15 protein-coding genes and 2 pseudogenes are annotated in these 16,912 nt (G+C 57.3%); 7 read left to right on the forward strand and 10 right to left on the reverse strand.

Going from position 1 to position 16,912, the window contains the following annotated elements; all coding sequences use genetic code 11:
• Positions 1-393: 393 nt before the first annotated feature.
• Genes cyoA through cyoE form a run of 5 tightly spaced genes read left to right on the forward strand, consistent with a single transcriptional unit; the run spans position 394 to position 5,228 of the window.
• Positions 394-1,317, forward strand: coding sequence for a ubiquinol oxidase subunit II (gene cyoA / locus LGQ10_RS05010; RefSeq protein WP_174395374.1), 924 nt, complete (start codon positions 394-396; stop codon positions 1,315-1,317).
• A 2-nt stretch (positions 1,318-1,319) separates the two neighbouring features.
• Positions 1,320-3,293, forward strand: coding sequence for a cytochrome o ubiquinol oxidase subunit I (cyoB, locus tag LGQ10_RS05015; RefSeq protein ID WP_174395373.1), 1,974 nt, complete (start codon positions 1,320-1,322; stop codon positions 3,291-3,293).
• A 3-nt stretch (positions 3,294-3,296) separates the two neighbouring features.
• The gene (gene cyoC / locus LGQ10_RS05020) at positions 3,297-3,911 is read left to right on the forward strand and encodes a cytochrome o ubiquinol oxidase subunit III (RefSeq protein ID WP_174395372.1); all 615 of its coding nucleotides are present in this window, start codon (positions 3,297-3,299) and stop codon (positions 3,909-3,911) included.
• Position 3,912: 1 nt separating this feature from the next.
• Entirely contained in the window at positions 3,913-4,251 is a 339-nt protein-coding gene (gene cyoD / locus LGQ10_RS05025) for a cytochrome o ubiquinol oxidase subunit IV (RefSeq protein ID WP_138449684.1), read from the forward strand.
• Positions 4,209-5,228 (forward strand): heme o synthase, encoded by a 1,020-nt coding sequence (gene cyoE / locus LGQ10_RS05030; protein ID WP_413247585.1) that lies wholly within the window; start codon positions 4,209-4,211, stop codon positions 5,226-5,228. Before cyoD ends, cyoE begins: the two co-directional genes overlap by 43 nt.
• Here the strand turns inward: cyoE and LGQ10_RS05035 are convergent.
• The 4 genes and pseudogenes from LGQ10_RS05035 to LGQ10_RS05050 all read right to left on the reverse strand — a co-directional run.
• Positions 5,161-6,657, reverse strand: a pseudogene (locus LGQ10_RS05035) (histidine kinase famiy protein); the annotation flags it as partial. The gene cyoE and the pseudogene LGQ10_RS05035 sit on opposite strands and share 68 nt — an antisense overlap.
• Positions 6,658-6,789: 132 nt before the next feature.
• A complete protein-coding gene (locus tag LGQ10_RS05040) occupies positions 6,790-7,299 on the reverse strand; it encodes a ferritin-like domain-containing protein (protein ID WP_174395370.1) in 510 nt (169 codons plus the stop codon).
• 65 nt (positions 7,300-7,364) lie between these two features.
• On the reverse strand, positions 7,365-8,249 hold the full coding sequence (locus tag LGQ10_RS05045; protein WP_174395369.1) for a manganese catalase family protein: 885 nt from the start codon (positions 8,247-8,249) through the stop codon (positions 7,365-7,367).
• Between the two features lie 166 nt (positions 8,250-8,415).
• Positions 8,416-8,676, reverse strand: a complete 261-nt coding sequence (locus LGQ10_RS05050) for a hypothetical protein (protein WP_174395368.1) — start codon at positions 8,674-8,676, stop codon at positions 8,416-8,418.
• Between the two features lie 269 nt (positions 8,677-8,945).
• Here LGQ10_RS05050 and LGQ10_RS05055 point away from each other — a divergent pair.
• Together LGQ10_RS05055 and LGQ10_RS05060 are read left to right on the forward strand one after the other, a co-directional pair.
• Positions 8,946-9,119, forward strand: a pseudogene (locus LGQ10_RS05055) (general stress protein); the annotation flags it as partial.
• 204 nt (positions 9,120-9,323) lie between these two features.
• Complete coding sequence (locus tag LGQ10_RS05060) at positions 9,324-9,578, forward strand: metallothionein family protein (protein WP_174395366.1); 255 nt, start codon at positions 9,324-9,326, stop codon at positions 9,576-9,578.
• 38 nt (positions 9,579-9,616) lie between these two features.
• Here LGQ10_RS05060 and LGQ10_RS05065 read toward each other — a convergent pair whose 3' ends face one another.
• The 6 genes from LGQ10_RS05065 to LGQ10_RS05090 form a co-directional block, all read right to left on the reverse strand.
• Positions 9,617-10,735 carry a carboxylate-amine ligase gene (locus LGQ10_RS05065; RefSeq protein WP_413247586.1) on the reverse strand — a complete coding sequence of 373 codons (1,119 nt, stop codon included), beginning with the start codon at positions 10,733-10,735 and terminating at the stop codon, positions 9,617-9,619.
• A 6-nt stretch (positions 10,736-10,741) separates the two neighbouring features.
• Positions 10,742-11,719 (reverse strand): methyltransferase, encoded by a 978-nt coding sequence (locus LGQ10_RS05070; RefSeq protein WP_174395364.1) that lies wholly within the window; start codon positions 11,717-11,719, stop codon positions 10,742-10,744.
• Between the two features lie 19 nt (positions 11,720-11,738).
• The gene (locus LGQ10_RS05075; protein ID WP_174395363.1) at positions 11,739-13,118 is read right to left on the reverse strand and encodes an iron-containing redox enzyme family protein; all 1,380 of its coding nucleotides are present in this window, start codon (positions 13,116-13,118) and stop codon (positions 11,739-11,741) included.
• A 942-nt stretch (positions 13,119-14,060) separates the two neighbouring features.
• Positions 14,061-15,077, reverse strand: coding sequence for a M42 family peptidase (locus LGQ10_RS05080; RefSeq protein WP_226526089.1), 1,017 nt, complete (start codon positions 15,075-15,077; stop codon positions 14,061-14,063).
• Between the two features lie 157 nt (positions 15,078-15,234).
• On the reverse strand, positions 15,235-15,735 hold the full coding sequence (locus LGQ10_RS05085; RefSeq protein ID WP_078828204.1) for a ferritin-like domain-containing protein: 501 nt from the start codon (positions 15,733-15,735) through the stop codon (positions 15,235-15,237).
• Between the two features lie 153 nt (positions 15,736-15,888).
• Positions 15,889-16,818, reverse strand: coding sequence for a ZIP family metal transporter (locus tag LGQ10_RS05090; RefSeq protein ID WP_174395360.1), 930 nt, complete (start codon positions 16,816-16,818; stop codon positions 15,889-15,891).
• Positions 16,819-16,912: the final 94 nt, after the last annotated feature.

Here is a 16,912-nt window from a genome sequence, read left to right on the forward strand (position 1 = left end):
GTTGGTCTTCAAGTAAGACCTGAATGCCTTAAGAGGGATTCCGTCTTTTTTACAAGGGAAATTGCATCATGCACCTATAAAGCTCTAGTGCCGTTTCGCTTGTTAAGCCGTTCGTCAGGCGAAGTAACAAATTGTTAAACCAACCCCGTGACGTCTATTCAAAATATTCGGCAGCGCGGTGAAACACGCACCCCAGAGCAGCAGCGAAAGCCAACAGATCCGGGCAGTTGATGGGTTTTGTCCATTGATGGCGCTGTATTGCCTGGCGTCAGGCACTTGACTGCGCCACGCACTAAAAAGCGCAGCGCCAGCGTTTCGCTTAAGTAATTTTCGACCACTGTCGCCGGACTTTCGGCGCCGTAACAACGGACGTTTTCAATACAGGAGCAAGGCATGAAACGAGCGATTGGCTATTGCCTGGCATATCTCGCCAGCGTCTTCTTGTTAAGCGGCTGCAACTTAGTGGTGTTCAACCCCAAGGGGCAGATTGCAACCGATGAGCGCGACCTGATTATCCTCGCCACGGGCCTGATGCTGTTGGTTGTGGTGCCGGTGATCGTGCTGATGTTCGTATTCGCCTACCGCTACCGCGCCACCAATAAAAAGGCCCGTTACTCACCGCGCTGGGCCAGTTCCCACAAAATCGAAGCGGTAGTGTGGGGCGTGCCGCTGCTGATCATCATCGCCTTGGGCTGGGTGACGTGGAAAACCACCCACGCCCTCGACCCCTATCGCCCGCTCGACTCGGACACGCCACCGATCAACGTCCAGGTGGTGGCCACCGACTGGAAGTGGCTGTTCATCTACCCCGACCTGGGTATCGCCAGCGTCAACGAACTGGCCTTGCCGGTGCACACGCCGGTGAGTTTCACCATCACCTCCGACGCAGCCATGACGTCCTTCTTCATCCCGGCGCTGGGAGGGCAGATCTATGCGATGGCAGGCATGCAGACCAAGCTGCACCTGATCGCCAACGAAACCGGCGAGTTCAAGGGAATCGCCGCCAACTACAACGGCCCCGGTTTTTCCGACATGCATTTCACCACGCTGTCATTGAGCCCCACCGACTTCCAGACCTGGGTGAACAAGGTCAAGGGCGCCTCCACAGCCCTTGACCAAACGAGCTATGCGCACTTGGCCAAGCCCACCATCAAGCACCCCGTGACCTATTACTCGGCAGTGCAGGAGCGGCTGTTTCTGGACATCGTCGATAAATACGAAGGCATGAACAAGGCCAATAAAACCAGGCGAGCGCCATTGAGCGGTACTGAAAAGCGCGTCGATCAACACCCCAGTTTACTGGCCGAGGAGCAATAACAATGTTCGGAAAACTGTCATGGGATGCGATTCCAACCACTGAACCGATTGTGATGTACACGCTGGCCTTCATCGGGCTGATCGGCGCGGCGATGGTGGGCACCATTACCTGGAAACGCAAATGGGGCTATTTGTGGCGCGAGTGGTTCACGTCGGTGGACCACAAAAAGATCGGATGTATGTATATCATCGTCGCGCTGGTGATGCTGCTACGCGGTTTTTCCGACGCAATCATGATGCGCACCCAGCAAGCCATGGCCGCCAGTGGCGGGCCGGGTTATCTGCCGCCGGAACACTACGACCAGATCTTCACTGCCCATGGCGTGATCATGATTTTCTTCGTGGCCATGCCCTTCGTGGTCGGCCTGATGAACGTTGTGGTGCCGTTGCAGATCGGCGCACGCGACGTGGCCTATCCGTTTCTCAACGCGCTGAGCTTCTGGCTGTTCGTGGCCGGTGCCGCGCTGGTCAACGTCTCACTGGGGATCGGTGAGTTTGCGCGAACCGGTTGGGTCGCCTATCCGCCGTTATCCGGATTGGCATACAGCCCCGGGGTCGGGGTGGACTACTACATATGGTCACTGCAGATATCCGGCGTCGGCACGTTACTGACGGGGCTGAATTTCTTCGTCACAATCTTGAAGATGCGCACCGAAGGCATGACGTTGTTCAAAATGCCGGTGTTCACCTGGAATGCGCTGTGCACCTCGGTGCTGATCCTGGCGTCGTTTCCAATTCTCACCGCCACCCTGCTGATGCTGTCCCTGGACCGTTACCTGGGCATGCATTTCTTTACCAACGAAGCCGGCGGCAACCCGATGATGTACGTGAACTTGATCTGGGCCTGGGGGCATCCGGAGGTGTACATCCTGATCCTGCCGGCGTTCGGAGTGTTTTCCGAGATTGCCGCGACCTTCAGCAGTAAGCGGCTCTTCGGTTACGTGTCGCTGGTATGGGCGACGATTGCGATTACCGTGTTGTCGTTCATCGTGTGGCTGCACCACTTCTTCACCATGGGCGCAGGGGGTAACGTCAACGCGTTCTTCGGCATCATGACCATGATTATCGCTGTGCCGACCGGGGTGAAAATCTTCACCTGGCTGTTCACCATGTACCGTGGCCGGGTGCGCTTCGAGACCCCCATGCTGTGGACCCTGGGCTTTATCGTGACCTTCAGCATCGGCGGGATGACCGGGGTATTGCTGGCAGTGCCGGGCGCTGACTTCATGCTGCACAACAGCCTGTTCCTGATCGCGCATTTTCACAACGTGATCATCGGCGGCGCGGTGTTCGGCTACATGGCCGGCCTGACCTACTGGTTCCCCAAGGCCTTTGGCTTCCGCTTGAACGACAAGCTGGGCCGCATCGCCTTCTGGTGCTGGCTGATCGGCTTTTATTTCGCGTTCATGCCGTCGTATGTACTGGGCTTTATGGGCATGACCCGGCGCCTAAACCATTTCGACAACCCGGAATGGCGGCCGTGGCTGCTGCTGGAAGTGCTGGGCGTGCTCATCATCCTCTGCGGCGTAATTTCCCAGGCTCTGCAGCTGTTCGTCAGCATCCGCAACCGCCACCAATACCGCGACCTCACTGGCGACCCGTGGGACGGGCGCACCCTGGAATGGGCCACCGCCTCTCCGCCACCGCTGTACAACTTCGCCGAGCAACCCAAGGTCAATGACCTGGACGCTTATTGGGGCATGAAGGAGCGCGGCGTGAGCACCCTCAGCCACACCGACTACCGAAGCATTCACATGCCGCGCAACACCGCCTCGGGCCTGTTGATCAGCCTGTTCGCGCTGATCTGCAGCTTCGCCCTGGTCTGGCACATCTGGTGGCTGGCGGCGTTCGGCCTGGTGGCTTCGGTGGTCGCGTTCGTGGTGCGCAGCTACGACGAAGACACTGATTACTTCGTGTCCGCGCAAGAGGTGGCGCGCATCGAAACGGCACGTCTCAAAGACCTGGCAGAGGCTTGATCCATGTCCAATATCGTGATTGAAAAAGACGTCGCTCATATTCAGGAACACGGACATGAAGACGCGGGTTCGCTGAGCGTCTTCGGGTTCTGGATCTACCTGATGACCGACTGCATCCTGTTCGCGAGCTTGTTCGCCGGCTATGCGGTGTTGCGCGACAGCGTGGCCGGCGGTCCTTCGAGCGTGGATATTTTCGAACTGTCCTATGTGCTCGCTGAAACCATGCTGCTGCTGTTGAGCAGCATCACCTACGGCTACGCGATGCTCGCGATGAACCGTGGCCAGCAAAGCCAGGTGCTGCGTTGGCTGGGACTTACGTTCGTGCTCGGCGCCGGCTTCATTGCCATGGAAATCAACGAGTTCCACCATCTGATTGCAGAAGGCTACGGACCGGACCGCAGCGCGTTTCTGACCGCGTTTTTCACCCTTGTCGGCACCCACGGCGCGCACGTGTTGACGGGGTTGATCTGGATGGCTGTGCTGATGGTGCAGATTCGCCAGAAAGGCCAGACCAACACCACCGCCACCCGGCTAAGTTGCCTGAGCCTGTTCTGGCACTTCCTGGACGTAGTGTGGATCTGCGTGTTTACCGTGATCTATCTGTTGGGAGTGGTGTGACATGTACAAGCAAAGTTCGATTCACAGCAGCGCCGGTACCAGCCATGGCAGCAGCCGTTCCTACCTGGTCGGGTTCCTGCTGTCGGTGCTGCTGACCCTGATCCCTTTCGCCCTGGTGATGTTCCCTTCGCTGCCGCGCACCATCACCGCCTGGCTGGTGGTGGTGCTGGGGGTTATCCAGATCGTGGTCCACCTCAAGTTCTTCCTGCATCTGGATACGGCCGAGGAACAACGCTGGAACCTGATTGCACTGATTTTTTCGGCGGTCATCATTCTTTTGCTGGTAGGGCTCTCGCTATGGATCATGGACAGTATTCACCACAACATGCTGGCGCACTGAGGTACTGGCTGGGGCTGCTCAATGCAGGAATTCAACTGACCAAGCCAGGGATCATTTTTGGCAATCTCACATCGGTGCTGGGGGGTTATTTCCTCGCTGGCGGCGGGCGCCTGGCAGACCCTGCGCACCTAGTTGCCACCCTGCTCGGCACTGCATTGGTGATCGGTTGCGGTTGTGTCATTAACAACTGCGCCGATCGAGACATTGATCGGCGCATGGTGCGAACCTGCCATCGCGCACTGGCGCTGCGAACCATCGCGGTGCCCACCGCCGCCAGCTATGCCATCGCACTGGGCGTCAGTGGTTTCGGCCTGCTCTGGGCGGGCAGCAACCTGCTGGCGTGCTGCCTGGCGCTGGTCGGGCTGGTGATCTATGCGGGGGTCTACACCTTCTGGCTCAAGCGCCGTTCACACTGGGGCACCTTGGTCGGCAGCCTCTCCGGGGCAATGCCGCCGGTGATCGGTTATTGCGCGGTCACCGCAAGGTTCGACGCCACGGCGATGATGTTAGTGCTGGTGTTCTGCTGCTGGCAGATGCCCCATTCACAGGCCATCACCGTGATGCGCCGCGAGGACTTCCGCGCGGCGCGCCTGCCGCTGCTGACCCTGAACCAAGCCCACCGGCAAATACAGGCGTACACCCTGGCTTTCTTCGCCAGCACCCTGCTGCTGGGAGTGGTGGCCCAGATGGGCATACTGTATTTCGCCGTGATCAGCGCCTTAGGCGGTTACTGGCTGGCGCTGGCCAACAGCAGCGTGCGCCGGGTCGATCCAGCGCGCTGGGCGCGCTCGATCTTCGGCTTCTCGATTCTGTTGGTGATGATCCTCAACCTGATGCTGGCGCTGTCCACGCTGTGTCGAGCAAGCTGCGAATCTTCCTGGGCAAATCAGCGGGCTGGTAGGGTTTGGCAATCAACTCGAAGTCATGCACCTGTATATCCGCGCGCTCCAGCGAGTCTTTCGCATAGCCCGTCGTAAGCAGCACCCTGGTATGCGGATACAAGTGCGCTATCTCGCGCGCGAGTTCCGCGCCATTCATCTGGCCGGGCATGATCAAGTCACTGAACACCAGGTCATAGGTCGCGCCGGCGAGCCGATCCAGCGCCTCGGCGGCAGTGTGTGCAATGTCGGTGCTATAACCGTAGTCAGACAGAACCTCCTGCGCGAGCTCGGCCACTTCGGGCCGGTCCTCCACAATCAAGATGTGCTCGTCGCCTTGAAGCGAAGTAGTCGCGGGCGTTTGCTCGACCCAGAGCTGGCTGTCGTTCGCCGGAAAATACAGGCATACCGTCGTGCCAACGCCTGGGTAGGAATGGATGCGTGCAGTACCGCCCGATTGCTTGACAAAGCCATACACCATCGACAATCCCAGCCCCGAACCCTTGCCCTCTTCCTTGGTGGTGAAGAACGGCTGCATGACTTTCTCCTGGACGCTCTCATCGATGCCGTTGCCGTTATCGCTGATCGAGAGGCCCACGTAGCGGCCTTCGGCCAGCCCGTCGCGTTGCGCATTGGCATCGCCCGGAACCTGAACGTTGCACGTCTTGATTGTCACGGTCGGCTCGCCATGTCCTCCTAGCGCATCCTGGGCGTTGGATAACAAATGCTGCACCGCCAGCTCCGCCTGCGCAGGGTCAATACGACAGTTCCACAGGTCCTCAGCCAGATCCACATGCAGCTGGACATCCTGCAGTGTCTGCGCCAAAAAATCGGTGCGGCTCAGCAAGGTGTTCAGGTTGATTACGCGACTGTCGAGACGTTGCTTGCGCGAGAACGCGAGTAGCTGTTGGGTCAAGGTTTGAGCTTTTTCGGCGGCGGCCCTGGCGCGGCTGGCGCTGTTGAGAATGCGCTGCGGGTCGGTGCCGGGGCGCTTGGCGCTCTGCTGGATCAGTTCGAGATAACCGACCATCACCTGCAGCAGGTTATTGAAGTCATGGGCGATGCCGCCGGTCAGTTGCCCTAGGGCCTCCAGGTCCTGAACGCGGCGCACGCGCAGTTCTGCGTCGTGGCGCCGGCTCACGTCAAGCTGAGAGGCAAAAAAGTACACCAATTGGCCGCTCTCGTTGAACAACGGCGAAATGAACAGTTCATTCCAGAACGTCGAACCGTCCTTGCGGTAGTTGAGTACTTCCACACATACCTCATGGCGGCATGTCATCGCATGCTGCACTTGCCGCAACGCACGCTTATCGGTTTCAGGTCCTTGCAGAAGCCTGCAATTGCGCCCGATCACTTCATCCTGTTCATACCCCGTCAGCCTCAGGAACGCCTGATTGGCGAAGATGATCGGGTTGTCGGCTTGTGCGGGGTCGCAAACGATCATCGCGCTTTGGCTGGTTTCCATCGCCGCGAAAAACAGGTCTTTGCGGCTGGAAGAGAGCCGCGCCGGATCGATACGGTCGACCACGGGCTTTTTCTTGCTTGCCAAGGTTCACCTCCAGTTACGTGGTGCGTGTTCCATGGACCGTGAAAACGTCGCGCAGTGCCACCCTGCGCTGAACAGGCGCCCGCCGCAGGCGGTCGGGCGCCGTGCATTACGTCAGCGCTTGGCTGCTTTGTCGGGGTCGGCTGAGCGACGCAGGAACGCTTGCGTCAGTTCCGGTAAGTGCTCCAGCAGCCACTCGGCCATGGCGATTTCCTGCGGCAGGATCTTTTCGCAGGCCGCTAGAGTTTCAGAATCACCGGTCTCTTTCGCAGCGGCGATAAGCGCCGTGTAGCTGGCAATTTCCATGTTTTCGAAGACGTAACCGGCCATCGCGCCCTTGATGACTTCGTCACTCATCAGTGAGCCACCGACTGCCTGGCCGAACGCCATCAGCTTGCCCCCCATGTCTTTCAGGGTCGATGAGCTGCCGCCTAGACGCGCCAGGCACTGGTCAATAAGTTGCTGCTGGCCGAGGGTTTCCTCAATGTGCTGGTCGATCCGTGCCTTGAGCTGGGGGTAATGCTCCAGGCGCTCGGATTGCGCCTTGAGCATTTTTTCGGCCTGCTGCTCCATCGCATGGGCATCACGTAGCCAATCGAGCAGGTTTTCCTGTGGAGTCGCCATGTCGTTAGTCCTCTTGATAAAAAATGGCAGGCGCCGCACGCCCGAAAGCGTGCGGCTGCCCAGCTTCAAATTTCGGGTTTAGGTTGCATTCCCGAGCCCAGGTCAGCGCCGGTAACGGGATCGCTCGTCGCGTCCGAGGCCGTGCGGATTTTCATCGCGCTCAATGTCGCTTCGTCATCGGCATCCAGTTGCACAGTGGCCAAGCCATCACCACCATCGACCGCCGGTTGCGGGCTTTCCACGAACTCCCACTCTTCGCCCTGGTTCCACGGGCCACGCATACTTTCCGCGCCTTGGGACATGTTGTAGTAAACCTGCGTGAATTCCTGCATGCCCGGCAGCTTGCCTTGAGGGAAGTTCGGCTGGATCGAATGCAGCGCCTTTTCAAAAGACAATTGATGCGCGATTTCCCGCGTCATCAAAAAGCCCAGCGCCTCTTTTACGCCCGGATCATCCGTGACGTTCATCAGCCGCTCGTAGACTATTTTGGCGCGGGCTTCGGCCGCGATATTGGAGCGCATGTCTGCGGTGGGCTCACCGATGGTGTCGATATAGGCCGCTGTCCAGGGCACGCCGGCGGAGTTGGTCAACGGCGAACCGGCACCGTACAGCAGGCTGGTAATGTGAGAGTCATTGCCGGCACCGTTAAGGGAGCGATACAACTCGCCCTCCTCTTCCACACCTTCGGCCATGCGCCCCTTGGCGCCCTTGTTGAGCATCACGATGATGGACCCGACGATCTCCAGATGGCTGAGCTCTTCGGTGGCGATGTCCATCAGCAGATCCTTGCGGCCCGGATCGTCTTCAGCCAAGGCCTGGGTGAAGTAGCGGGACGCTGCCGCCAGTTCCCCTTGAGCGCCGCCAAACTGTTCCAGCAGCAGGTTGGCCAGGCCCGGATTAGGCTCGGCCACGCGTACGGTGTATTGAAGTCGCTTGTTATGTAGAAACATGAACAAATCTCCTCAGGCTTAAGAAGGGGCGGCGCCCGCTTGGAGCGCTGCCTACCTTTTTGTGAGGCGCTTCCCTGTTGATAAATTTCAAAATAAACCTTTGCAGTGCGACCAGCGGTCGGGGGTTACGCATCAAGCGAAACCGCGGCGCAGAGCATTTGGAGGCTCACTTCCCGTCGTCGTTCTGCGGGCCAGGAACGGTGTCTATTCCGGGAGTGCCGTTGGGCGGCAGCGTGACACACGGATTTTTGCCGCTGGTTGGCGGCTCAAGCGCCCGTTCAGGTGATGTGTCATCGGGGTGGTCCCAGTCAGTTGTTGCGTTCGGATCTTCGTTGCGCCCGGCCGTTCCCAGGACGCAACCGTCCTCGTTCGGCTCAGGCGATTTTTCCAGCGGCAGGTCTTGACCATTGGATGTGTCGTGGTTCATAGCAGGCATCTCCTGTGTACATGGATGAAACCATTTGGAATCGCCTATAAGTTTGCGGTGCCATGTAGAAGACGAACGGCCAGGTATTCCCGACCGCCGACTTAAGCGTGCAAGATTCAAAGGTATGCATGACTAACTACCGTTTGTCGCCTTACGATAAAACTCTTAAAACATTTTTTCGCCGGCCGACATCCCAGTAAATGTCCATTGCAGAAAATGGGCAACTAACGAAGCGCTACCTTAGTGAATGGAGAACTCTCATGACTACAGGAAACAAAAACCCGGGCAACTTTGCTAATGACCGCGAGAAAGCTTCCGAAGCCGGGAAAAAAGGCGGCCAATCATCGGGCGGAAATTTTGCCAATGACCGCGAGAAAGCGTCTGAAGCAAGACGCAAAGGCGGTCAACACAGCCATGGCGGCGGCCGGAAATCGGAATCTTAGTGCTCTTACAGAGGGCGGCCTCGCCGCCCTGTCGGGCTCGTTTCGGCGTGTTCATTACAGCGGCGTAACCGGATAAACCGGCGCCGTCGACAGCAAGACCAATAATATGGCCATGCCTACTGACCAATCTTTATATTAAAACTTACTTGATGCTGATAAAAATCAGACACCTTAAACCCAGGAGATCGGCAATAAGGAGAGTCCATGTCAAACACTACCCATCTCGGTCAATGCGCTTGCGCTGCCTGTAAGTGCGACGCTCTTGCACATCATCAACGGGACGGAAGGCACTACTGCAGTCAAGCGTGTGCCAACCTGCACCCACACGGGCAACCTTGCCCGGCCGCTGACTGCCATTGTGAATCGGGCGTCACCCTCCGTGAGCGTGCCATCAGCGACAGCCAGCTCGATGAAGCTATCGAAGAAACGTTCCCCGCCAGTGATCCTATTTCCCCTTAGTTTTTTTGAGCGCAGATTTCATTCGCCGGATAGCACTTTCATGGGTTCTCCCGGCTTTCTTCCAACAACCGGTCAATCACTGCTTGCCCGCCTCGCAGTCCGGGCGAAGACTGTGCACTGAAGACGCGTAGTTGACGCTCGGCGCTGCTGCCGTCGCGCAGCATTTGCCGTGCTTGGTCGAACACGCCCTCTTCTCCCAACGCACGCGCGGTTTCGCCGAATTGCTGCTCTGCCACAACCAGCCACTGTTCAAGGGATATTGCCGCGGTGTCCGGCGCCAGCGTGAAGCGTCCATGATGTCCGCAACGACGAGCGTGAATGCGATTTTCCTTGAGCAGCCAATGACGTCCAAGGCTGTATTGGCTGCCGGGTGCCGGCAACTGGCAGGCGTGTTTGATCATGATCCGGAACAGTCCGGCAAGAGCCAGCGCGTCGCTCAATCGCGGGCATGCGTCGGTCATGCGCAACTCCAGCGTCGGGTAGCTCAACGAGGGCCGGCAACCCCACCAGACATTTGCATCCTCAGCCAGCGCACCGCTACGTTTCAGTAAGCCCAGGTATTGCTCGAAGCTCTGCTCATCCGGTAGGTATTCAGGGATACCCATGCGCGGCCATTCGTCGCAGAGTACTTGCCGATAACTGCAATACCCACTGGGCTGCCCCTGCCACAACGGCGATGAAACGCTAAGAGCCAGCAGCATCGGCAACCAGGGCAACACCTCGTTCAGCACTGCGATTCGATCAACACCCTCCGGGATCTCTGCGTGAACATGCAGGCCACTGAGCACGCTGCGCTGCGCGACGATCTGGAACTCCTCGAACAAGCGCTGAAAATGGACCTGAGGCGTAGCACGTTGCGCCCGCCAATCAGCCAATGGGTGTACGCCGCTGCATATAAACCCCAGTCCATATCCGGCCAACGCCTGGCTCAACTCGCGGCGCACCCGGCCCAGGTAAGTGGCCGCTTCTGCGGCGTCGTCAAACACTGGAGACGCCACTTCGATCTGGCCCTGGAACATCTCACAAGAGAAGCCATCGCCGATGACCTCGCGGCACGCCGCAAGCACCTGAGCTGGCGGCTCGGCGAGCATGCACCGACTGCGCAAATCTGTAATGAAATATTCTTCTTCAATGCCAAAGCGCTGTGCACGATCCATAGGCATTCAGCTCAGTCGAGTAACGGATAGAACCACCGCTGCGATGCGTTCGACGCGCTCGTAGCCTGGCTGTTCCAGCTCTTCGCCAAACACGTCCGGGTCAAGTTCGTGGTAGGTCCAGCCAAAAGCATCGCTACTCAACATGGCGCGAGCGGATTCAAGGAACAAATCGCGGCCATCGACCATCGCGACCCCGGTGTAGAGCAATAAAGTGCCATCGCGCTCCAAACGTGGCAGCGCTTCGCGCAAAATACGCAGCGACAGCGCTTCGCCCAATTCACCGCCCCCGTGGCGGTAGGAGCGCTGCTGACTGTCCTTCATGTAGGGCGGATTGGCGAGGATCAGGTCAAAGCGACCATCAACGCCGTCGAGCACATCACTGTGGTATACGCTGACGTTCGGTGCTTGGGCGAGTTCGGCGTTGACCGCACTCATGCGCAACGCCTTTGGGTTGATGTCCACCGCGAGCACCTCTGCGTCAGGCCGGGCGCGCGCCACCAGCAAGGCACCGGCGCCCGAACCGCAGCCCACATCCACGGCACGGCGGATCGGCGCAAAGCGTTGGCGCAGGCTCTCTTCGATTACGCTGGCGAAGCGGTAAGTGTCGGGGCCGAAAAAAACCGCATCAGCGTCTTCTGTCGGAAACGCCGAATGCGCCAGCAGCAACGGACCCAGGCTCGACCAGCGCACCCGGCTCCGCCAGCGGCCATGCGCCTTGAAGATGATTCCGGCCTGTTGCAGTTCCTGCCGTTCTTCAGCCTCGAAAACCTCAGCATCGAAGGGCCGTGACCAACCGAATATCCCGCGCGTATCGCTGGCCGGTGCGTTATCCCAACGCGCCATGACCCGTTGATGGGTCAGCGGCGTGGGCGTTATAAAGTGATACCCCTTCGCCTGTAGGCGGCGGCCCAGATTGAGCAGACCCCGATCGGCATGCGATTGGGCCGATGCCCCGGGAGGCGTGACGGACAGTGTGTCTTCCATAGGCAGGGCTCCTTGTCAGTCAGCGCAGAACTGCGCGTAATTCAATAAAACGGCGGGTGGCAAACAAGCCGGCGGGCCGATGATGGCGGTCGGGGCCCAGCCACGGTAATAACAGGGAGAGCACTTGCTCGCCGTCGGGCTCCTGCAGTGCCTTACGGAGTGCCTGAGTTTCAGGGTCATCCAACATTTGCGTGCTTGCGTCCAGCGATACGGGCCGCGCCGGGCGGGTGCGCGCAGTACTTTTTGCATCGCGCCAGTCACCGGCGATCCAGTCCCGCAGCAACTGTTTTTCATAACCGCTGAACACGCCGAACATGGCGGCACCCGCGCCTTCGATCAACTGCCAGAAACGACTGTCTTCGGGGGCGCGGTTGCGCTTGATCCAGCCTTTGTCCTGAAGGGCCTGCAAGAACCCGCGAACCTGCCCGGGCTGTGCCAGCCATTGGTTGACACTCTTACCTTCAAAGCGGCAGTAATCCGAATGCATGTGCTGGCCGAACAGTCGCTTGCGCTCAAGCATTGCCACCAACTCGTTTTCCAAGTCGAACGCCTGGATCACTGCCGTAGAACCCAGTCCGAGGTCGTTCAGTTGATAACCCCGCCGTATCCGTTGCCAATATTCCTCTGCGTCCATCCCGCGCGGCATCAATGCCAGGACCGCTTGCACGGCCCGGCGAGCATGGCCGCTGCTGGCGTTGTCGATGGTCACATGCAAACTGAAATAATAGGGGTCGATGCCCAATTCCTTGAGCTCGTAGGCGCAGATGAGCAAGTGCAACGGCAGTTGCTCATAACCCAGGTTATACCCCAGGATCTCCGGCAAGTGCGACTCGGCGCTTTGACCCAATGCCAGCTGGATGGTGCCTTGGTGAAAGTGCTGGTCTTGCCATGCGAAATCGCCGTCGCAGCCTTGCTCGGCCAGCAGACGCTGGTATATCGCGACATGATTTTGCGTTGGTTCACCATCGCCGAGCTCTTCAAAATAAGTGGTCAAAAGCCCGTCGTAGCGGTAGTCCCGCCAGTGCGCAAGTACACCGTATAGCCAGGCACCGTCCACTTGTTTGGTGGGTGCCACGCATTGCAAAAAGTACAAGGCATGAGCTTTGTTTAGAAAATACCGGCGGCCGCCTCCTTGCATCCGACCATGCAAGTAACGCGCATACTCCTGAGCAACGCTAGAGCAGTTGAGCACCACCCAATCCATAAGTTGGTCGGGCGACGTAGGCAGTGGATTGTCTTCAACGGGACCGAGGCATTCCAACTGCGCTTGCAAAAACTCGGCCGCCCATTGGGAAGATTCAGTGTTCCAATCTGTGAGGAGACGCAGGTACTGGCTGCGCAATGGGCCTTCCCGTAGCCTCTGGTCAGAACTACTAAGCAGGGATTGAAAGACAGTCATGAGAGACTCCTTTGGTCGCATGCAAGGCATATCCGCCAACGGCCACCGGCAGGCAAATACACCCCGAGAGCAACGGGACAAAACAGAAAAACTAAGTAACCGGGGAACGCACGCATGACTGGCTCCATCCGCTTGTTTTTTTCAAGCGCCAGCGACTGCCGGTACCTATTACGGGGGGCGCTTTTTTGCGCGTCCTATTCAGAAAGAGCCGCACACGACGCAATAATTCCATCGGCATGCGCTAAGATCTGACAAAGTGATGGGTTAACCCTTGACGGCCAATTCTGGAAGGCTTCAAGCGGTGGCTGAAGCGTGCGCCACCAGTTGCTGAATCGGTTTGCCCTCATCTACTCAGGGGTACGCGATCATCGTCATTGAGCCAAGGCTGACGCTGTCACACGCTGGCAGGCAACCCCGGCATCGTTGCGCAGTTGACCATCACAGAACGATCAAATACAGGGTCCGGCCAGCGAAAGCTTATTATCGCTCCACATCATTAAGCATTCCTGTAGTTGGCCGACGTCGGAGCTCAAAATTGTCCCATTGCTCAGGTTTTCGTTGCTCTGCGCAATACATACACACATAAACATCTGGGCTTAAGCCAAGATAATAACCTTTACGTATATAAGGGTGGTTACAACCGCTCGATGGGCGCTCGCCATTAGCTGGTAACTCTTTAGCCATATAAAACCCATAGAAAAAAAGCCCGCACTGAGTACGGGCAAAAAGGAGTTATACCTAGAGGCTGTCTGAGTGAACAGGCTCAGTATTGAGAAACCAAAAACTATGCAGCGGTTTATTTTTTCAACGAAAGGCGACGAAAGACGCGATCAACAAACGAAGCGTAAATCATATGGTAAGTCGATGCTTTAAGATAAACGCATAGAATTTGTGTAGATAAACCAAATCTATCTAAGCGCACACCGGGTTCATTTCCTGCCTTTAGCAAGTCATCAAGTACTCGCAAAGCGTCGCCGAACAAGCCCAAACTGCGCCGTCTAAGATCAGCTCATAACCATGAGTGTTGTCGGTAGGTATTGCTACGCACCCCGCTCTAGCCGACGAGCCATTGCTTAATACGGCGCTCGCATCTGAGGCAAAATCGACGAGTAACGCATATTGAGGGCTGTAACCACAGCGCTCTGCTGCTGCGGCTAAGGCCATCACGATGTCGCGTGTGTAATAACCCTTTTCGTCGCCGGTATTGATGATTGGATCGACGCTCAGCTTCGTTCCATACTCATCCATCACTGGCCCGACCTCTACAGCGATGGTGGTTTCACCTGGTAGGGACACGGATGCGAACATCGCCCCTGCATTGGATTCTTCTTCCGACGTCGTAAATACAAAATATACATCACATGCCAGCTCATCTCGGCGATGGCTCAATTGATGCGCGGCATCAATTATGGCCGCCAAGGGTGCACGGTCATCCAGAAAATGCGCCGCGATGGCGTCACCCACTCGAAACGGTTCACGCCAATGGCGACTCAACACGACCCGCGTACCTGGACGTACGCCTTGAGTGCGCAGGACCGGGGGTGAAGATCGCGTAATCACATGAACGTCATTCCAATGCACATCTCCCGATAACACATCAGCGCCTTGAGGCGCATTCTGCGTCGCATGCATTGAGCCGAAAGACAAAACGCCTGGAATAATTTTGTTATCACCCAGAATATCAACCGGACACATACCGAAATTCACCGGGTTCGCGCCTCCCAGGGCGATAACTCTCAATGTGCCATCTTCATTGACGCTCTTAACCACCATCGCGATTTCATCCATGTGCGCCATGACCCTTACAGCTCCGCGCGATTCGGTAGCCTTCCGCTTACCCTTAATAAGTCCTATGACGTTACCTGCGGTATCAACCCATGTTTCGTCGCAGAGAGGAGTAATGGTTTGCAAGCATATTTCGCGAACCTCATCTTCCTGCCCACCTGGCCCGCGAGCCATCAGGAGTTGAGCTAACAACTCGGAAAGCGTGTTTTGCGGGTTTGAGGCTCTGGAAATAGCTCCACGTTGTGCATCAGACATTTTCGGTCTCTCGCGCAGGCACTTATAAGTGGCAAGCGGCGCCATTGCGACGCCGCCTGGTTTCAAATCACTGCTGTCACTTGGATTCCAACGTTGCAGCCTGATTGCCACCCTGCTCCGCGATCTTTGTCAGCTTTTCATCGGCGCCTTTTTCCTCGGCGAGCGTCGCAGCCAACAACTTTGCAGCGTCGTCATATTTGAGGTGTTTGGCCATCGCTATAAGGGTGCCATAGGCGGCTATTTCATAGTGTTCCACCTTCTGCGCCGCGCCAATCAACGCTGCATCAAGAACGGCGCCCTTCTCGATCTCTTCCAAGAGCTCTTTCGACTCTTCAACCAACCCCTCCATCGCCACGCATTTCATGCGCTTCAATTTTATCCCGGTCAGTTCCACCAATTGATCAATGCGCTCGATCTGGCCCTGGGTTTCTTCCAGGTGTGAGGTAAAGGCCTCCGCCAACAGCGGGTTGGTCGCCGCTTTCGCCAAGCGCGGCAAGGCTTTGGTGATTTGCTTTTCCGCGCTGTAAACATCAGAGAGTTCGTGGATAAACAAATCTTCGACAGTTTTTCTAGCCATTTCGAGACTTCCTTCTGGTCAGTCGGGCGTCGCCTAATCGCGGCGTCCGTATGGGATTCACCGGCAAGCAATATTTGCCGTGCATGAAAACTGACCTGCTCAATTTAAGAGGTGTTCCGAAAATTTTCGGGGTGACTGATAAAAGGTTCAGAACTAGCCCAGGGCTGTATCAAGAAACATCATGACGCCGAAACCCAGCATCAGGCCTAAGGTCGCTGGTGTCTCATGACCATTGCGATGTGTCTCGGGAATGACCTCATGGGACACTACAAAAATCATGGCACCAGCTGCCAAGCCGAGAGCGATGGGATACCCCAAGGCAAAGCTACTGGAAATCCCTAAACCGACAATTGCCCCCAAGGGTTCCATCAGCCCCGAACCAACCGCAATCAGCGCGGATCGAAGCGCGCTGATGCCTGTCACTCGTAATGCCAGGGCGACTGCTAACCCCTCCGGAATGTCCTGTATGGCAATTGCGGTTGTCAGAGGCAGCCCCACCTTCATATCGCCGTGGGCGAAGCTCACCCCAATAGCCATGCCTTCTGGCAGGTTATGCAGCGTGATTGCCAGGACGAACAACCAAACCCGATTGATACGCTGCGCGTCCGGTCCCCTGCGTCCGCTTTTCTCGTGTTCGTGAGGGACGAAACGATCAAGGCCAACCATCAGCGCTACGCCCAATCCCAATCCCGCAACAACAACGCATGCTGCGAGCAACTGGTTTGCGCAAAGGGCCTGTGCTGCTTCAATACCAGGGAGAATGAGCGAGAAGGAACTGGCGGCCAGCATCATGCCGGCGGCAAAGCCAAGCATGATGTCTTGCGTACGGGCGGCGATATCTCGCAATGCTATGGCTGCGGCTGCGCCGATAGCTGTCGCAGCGAAACCGGAAAGTCCGCCCAGAAAAGCAAAGTGGAGATTCGCCTTATTGGCACCGACGAATGCGCCATAACCGGAGATGACCAGGAAAACAGCTACACACAACAAGAGTATCCAGAAGGACAATCCTTCCCACCCCGAGCGGGAAATATGTACGAACCAAGCGCGCAAAGGCGCTCCAAACGATGGAGAGGGCTCTGACATTTTTCCTCCACAGCTTTCTGCGTTATGAGCATGAAACGCAGCAATGGGAAACCACCTTTCGCGTTAAATGCAGAGGCTCTGATTCGCAAAGATT

This window comes from Pseudomonas sp. L5B5 (assembly GCF_020520285.1).
GTDB lineage: Bacteria > Pseudomonadota > Gammaproteobacteria > Pseudomonadales > Pseudomonadaceae > Aquipseudomonas.